This window comes from Planococcus sp. CAU13, from assembly GCF_000775575.1.
In the GTDB taxonomy this organism is placed as follows: domain Bacteria; phylum Bacillota; class Bacilli; order Bacillales_A; family Planococcaceae; genus Planococcus.
This window is the reverse complement of the sequence record NZ_JRGN01000013.1, coordinates 1-3773: the sequence shown is the minus strand read 5'-3', so window position 1 is coordinate 3773 and position 3773 is coordinate 1. Positions and strand designations below refer to the sequence as shown.

The 3773-nt window shown below is 46.1% G+C and carries 4 protein-coding genes; 3 read left to right on the top strand and 1 reads right to left on the bottom strand.

Annotated features, from left to right (window positions below; translation table 11 throughout):
• Nucleotides 1–61: 61 nt before the first annotated feature.
• Nucleotides 62–1051, bottom strand: a complete 990-nt coding sequence (locus tag KW93_RS00475) for a GNAT family N-acetyltransferase (RefSeq protein ID WP_033540985.1) — start codon at nt 1049–1051, stop codon at nt 62–64.
• A gap of 197 nt (nt 1052–1248) precedes the next feature.
• Between KW93_RS00475 and KW93_RS00470 the strand changes: the two genes are divergently transcribed.
• The 3 genes from KW93_RS00470 to KW93_RS00460 are packed head-to-tail and all read left to right on the top strand — an operon-like array spanning nt 1249 to nt 3615.
• Nucleotides 1249–1896 (top strand): sugar transferase, encoded by a 648-nt coding sequence (locus tag KW93_RS00470; protein ID WP_033540984.1) that lies wholly within the window; start codon nt 1249–1251, stop codon nt 1894–1896.
• Nucleotides 1897–1927: 31 nt separating this feature from the next.
• The gene (locus KW93_RS00465) at nt 1928–3061 is read left to right on the top strand and encodes a DegT/DnrJ/EryC1/StrS aminotransferase family protein (protein ID WP_033540983.1); all 1134 of its coding nucleotides are present in this window, start codon (nt 1928–1930) and stop codon (nt 3059–3061) included.
• Entirely contained in the window at nt 3025–3615 is a 591-nt protein-coding gene (locus tag KW93_RS00460; protein WP_033540982.1) for a sugar transferase, read from the top strand. The genes KW93_RS00465 and KW93_RS00460 overlap by 37 nt, the downstream gene beginning before the upstream one ends.
• The last annotated feature ends 158 nt before the right edge of the window (nt 3616–3773 follow it).

Sequence of the window (3773 nt, the reverse complement as noted above, 5' to 3'; positions counted from 1 at the left end):
CATAATTTTGCCTGTCACAGGGTCCAAATGAGAGAACGCTGGAAATTCCCGCCGATCAACCTCAACCCCTATACAACGGGAAAAACCCTACGTCTTCGATTCCTCCGTTATTCTTCTTCAATTGAACAAGCTCATCGTAGACTTTTTTGTTCCTCACTTTTTTGCCCACCAAAAAATCCAGCGGCTCCGTTTTTGTGAAGTTCCGCTTGAATCGGTCCAGCTGCTCATCTCCGCCGGCGCCACCGAGATGCAGCTTTTTCTTGACGTTTGCAACTCCCCAGTTGCACGCCTCATAAATGATCAGGCTGTTTGCCGCCAGGTGATAATACTCAGGATCGTTAGCCATCAAGTGGTAATGCACGTTTTCGCCGTGATGAACCGCCAGACAGGACGACACGTATTTGCCTTCATGTTTGGCGTTTATGAGAAACAGTTTATCGGCCAGCTGATGGAACGAGTTTTCCAGAAATTCTTTTGAGAACAAGTAATAATCATCCATATCCCGCTTTTTCGCCGTCATCTCGTAAAGCCGGTGAAATTCCCCGATCGTCGCGCCTTCAAAATCGAATTCAATTTCCACATTATTTTTCTGTGCCCGACGCACCTGCCTTCTTGATGAAGACGAAAATTCTTCCATAAAAAAGTCCTTCACAGTCAAATCAATGAAAATCGTAGTCCCCTGATACCGCGTGTCATACACACTCTCGAAATGTTCCAGGTTCTTCACCCACGGATTGAAACGGATATATTCGGCCACGATTTTATTGTCATCACAGTATTTCTGAAAAGCCTCATCGAACAATTTCTGCAATTCCTCCAGCCGTTCCGGAATACATTCCAGCACGATCGGACCGCCGAATCCGTATGGAGTGATGGTGTCGTAATAGGTCGTGCCGTCCATCTCGAGCGGAATGGAGCGTAGTATAAATTGATAATAGACATGTCCAAAATCGTGCTTCAGTTCGAATATCCTGTGCTCGCCGTCTTTTTCCTTCTCTTCAAAGTATTTCCCCCATTCCGGCAGGAAATAAATGTCCGGCACATTTACCATGTTTCCATTCCTCCTCCAATAAAATCAGGAACTCTATATATAAATCAAGCAATTCCAAGAAATTATAACATACTATTGAACTAATATAACAGATTATTCAGATAAATATTTAAAACAGGAATCATTTAACTTTCTTTTAACCTGCCATCCTTATGCTGAATCTGTTGTTGAAATGAAATCGGGAGGAGCTGCAGGAAATGGAATCGGTTAAAGACAGTTTTTACAGCAGGTTTTTGAAGCTGCCTCTGGATTTTGTGCTTTCTTTGATTGCGGTCATTGTCCTTAGCCCTGTGCTGCTGGCCGTGGCAATTGCGGTCCGGATCAAGCTGGGCAGTCCGGTTTTATTCCGGCAGGAGCGGGCCGGGCTGAATGAAAAGATATTCGAAATCTACAAATTCCGGTCGATGACGGACGAAAGGGACGCAGAAGGAAATCTGCTGGACGACAGCGTACGCTTGACCGGGTTTGGCCGCTTTCTGAGAGCTTCTTCGCTCGATGAACTTCCGGGTCTGCTGAATGTTCTAAAAGGGGACATGGCTGTTATCGGGCCGCGTCCGCTTGTGAAAGAGTATTTACCTTTCTATACAGAAGAAGAACGGCTGCGGCATTCGGTAAGGCCTGGCTTATCCGGGCTTGCTCAGATCAACGGGAGGAATTCAGTGACCTGGGAGCAGAAGTTTTATTTTGATATCCAGTATGTCCGGCAGATAAGCCTGAAGCTGGATCTATTGATTATTTACAAAACTGTTTTGCTTGTTCTCAAAAGAAGTGATGTGGGTGAGCGCGGAACGGACGGAATCGAAGATTTTAATGAACACAGAAAAAAGGTTTCGGGGTCGTACTGAAGAAATCGAACAATTATGGAGGTAGGGCAGGATGGAAATAGGCAGCGAGTTCTGGCTCGACAGTATACCTGAACGAACAGCAGTAACAATGCCGGATTATTTAAATGAATACAAAAATCCGGTTTTTACAGCGACCTGTACGGGAGCGATCACACTTCTGCTGCAGCAGATCCAGCCGAAAAGGAAATCCGCTCTTTTGCCGGCCTATATCTGCGAATCCGTCATCCGCCCGTTTCTCGCGATGGGCTACGAATGCCGTTTTTACGGAGTGGATGAAAACTTGTCGCCGGACCTTAAAGACATAAAAGCTTTTCCCGATGCCGGGGTGTTTCTGCATCTGGGCTATTACGGGTTTCCTACAAATTCAAACTTGTCCGCCGTCTTAAAATCGTTCAAAGAGGGCTCGACCGTGATCATCGAAGATGTGACCCACACTCTGTTTTCCAGCTATGAAAGGTCGCCTTTCAATGATTATTATATCGGCAGTCTGAGGAAGTGGTTCGGTATACCGAGCGGCGGTTTTTTGGCAGGCGCAGATGCAGAAGTTGACTGGCCGCTTGAAGAGAATCCTGCTTATGTTAATAAAAGACTGGCGGCTTTATTGAATAAAGGAGCGTATATCAGGACGAATGATATGGAAATAAAAACGGAGGCCCTGCGGCAGTTTTCCGAAGCGGAAGAGCTGATGGAAGAGGATTTTGCCCCGTACCGGATTGATGGGGTGTCAACCGGCATCATCAGCAGGGTGGATGCACAGGAATTGGTGAGGAAACGGCGAAGCAATTTCGCCATTTTAATGGATGGAGTGGAAGGCATTGATTTCCTTAAGCCTGTTTTTTCATCTATGGATGCCGGCATATGCCCGATGTTTTTTCCGGTTCTGATAGATAAAGAAGAAAGAGGAAGAATAAGGAGCCGGCTTACGGAGCAGGGGATTTATTGTCCGATTCATTGGCCGCTGCCGGCGCAATTGGATCCCCAAATTTTTGTGAAGACGATGCTGATCTATGATCGTATCCTGTCGATTCCCTGCGATCAAAGATACGGCGAGGATGATATGAAGAGAATCATTTCGGTACTGCGGACGATTGACTGTTCAGATGCTACAGAAAAGAAGGTGCGCAAAGGATGTTCCCAGTCAGCAAAAGAATCTGCGATATCGTGATATCTTTAATTGTAATTGTGGCTTTGATACCTGTTTTCCTACTATTGAGTATTTGCATCAAACTGGATTCCCCCGGACCGGTTTTGTTCAGACAAAAACGCATCGGAAAAGGGAAAAAAGAATTTTACATCCTGAAGTTCCGGACGATGAAAATGGACACACCGGACGATATTCCCACCCATCTTCTGAATAATCCCGAAGCTTACATAACACGGGTTGGGAAGCTCCTCCGAAAAACAAGCCTGGATGAACTTCCGCAGATCATCAATATTCTGAGAGGGGAAATGAGTATCGTCGGGCCGCGGCCGGCGCTCTGGAATCAGTATGATCTGATTGCGGAGCGGGAAAAGTACAGAGCCAATGAAGTGCTGCCGGGTTTGACCGGGTTGGCGCAGGTAAGCGGAAGAGACGAACTGCCGATTGTGGTGAAGGCGAAGTTTGACGGGGAGTATGTGGAGAAGCAAGGTTTTAGGTTGGATTTCAAAATACTCGTGATGACGGTGATCTGTGTGCTGAAAAGCGAAGGGGTTAAGGAGGGGGAGAGGGCGGCTTGATTTTTTGAGCCGTCTTTTTTGAGTGCGACCCTGTGTAAAAAATATCTGGTTATGCACAAAAAATGCATGAAGAATCTTTCTGCTCCAGCTGTGGAGCGAATTCTTCATGCATTTTTATATTCTGGAGCAAATAGTCATAATTACACCTGTCACAGGGT

What these genes read in the sequence shown, in the direction of transcription:
- KW93_RS00475 (WP_033540985.1), bottom strand. Translation starts at nt 1,051, where the DNA reads ATGGTAAATGTGCCGGACATTTATTTCCTGCCGGAATGGGGGAAATAC.
- KW93_RS00470 (WP_033540984.1), top strand. Translation starts at nt 1,249, where the DNA reads ATGGAATCGGTTAAAGACAGTTTTTACAGCAGGTTTTTGAAGCTGCCT.
- KW93_RS00465 (WP_033540983.1), top strand. Translation starts at nt 1,928, where the DNA reads ATGGAAATAGGCAGCGAGTTCTGGCTCGACAGTATACCTGAACGAACA.
- KW93_RS00460 (WP_033540982.1), top strand. Translation starts at nt 3,025, where the DNA reads ATGTTCCCAGTCAGCAAAAGAATCTGCGATATCGTGATATCTTTAATT.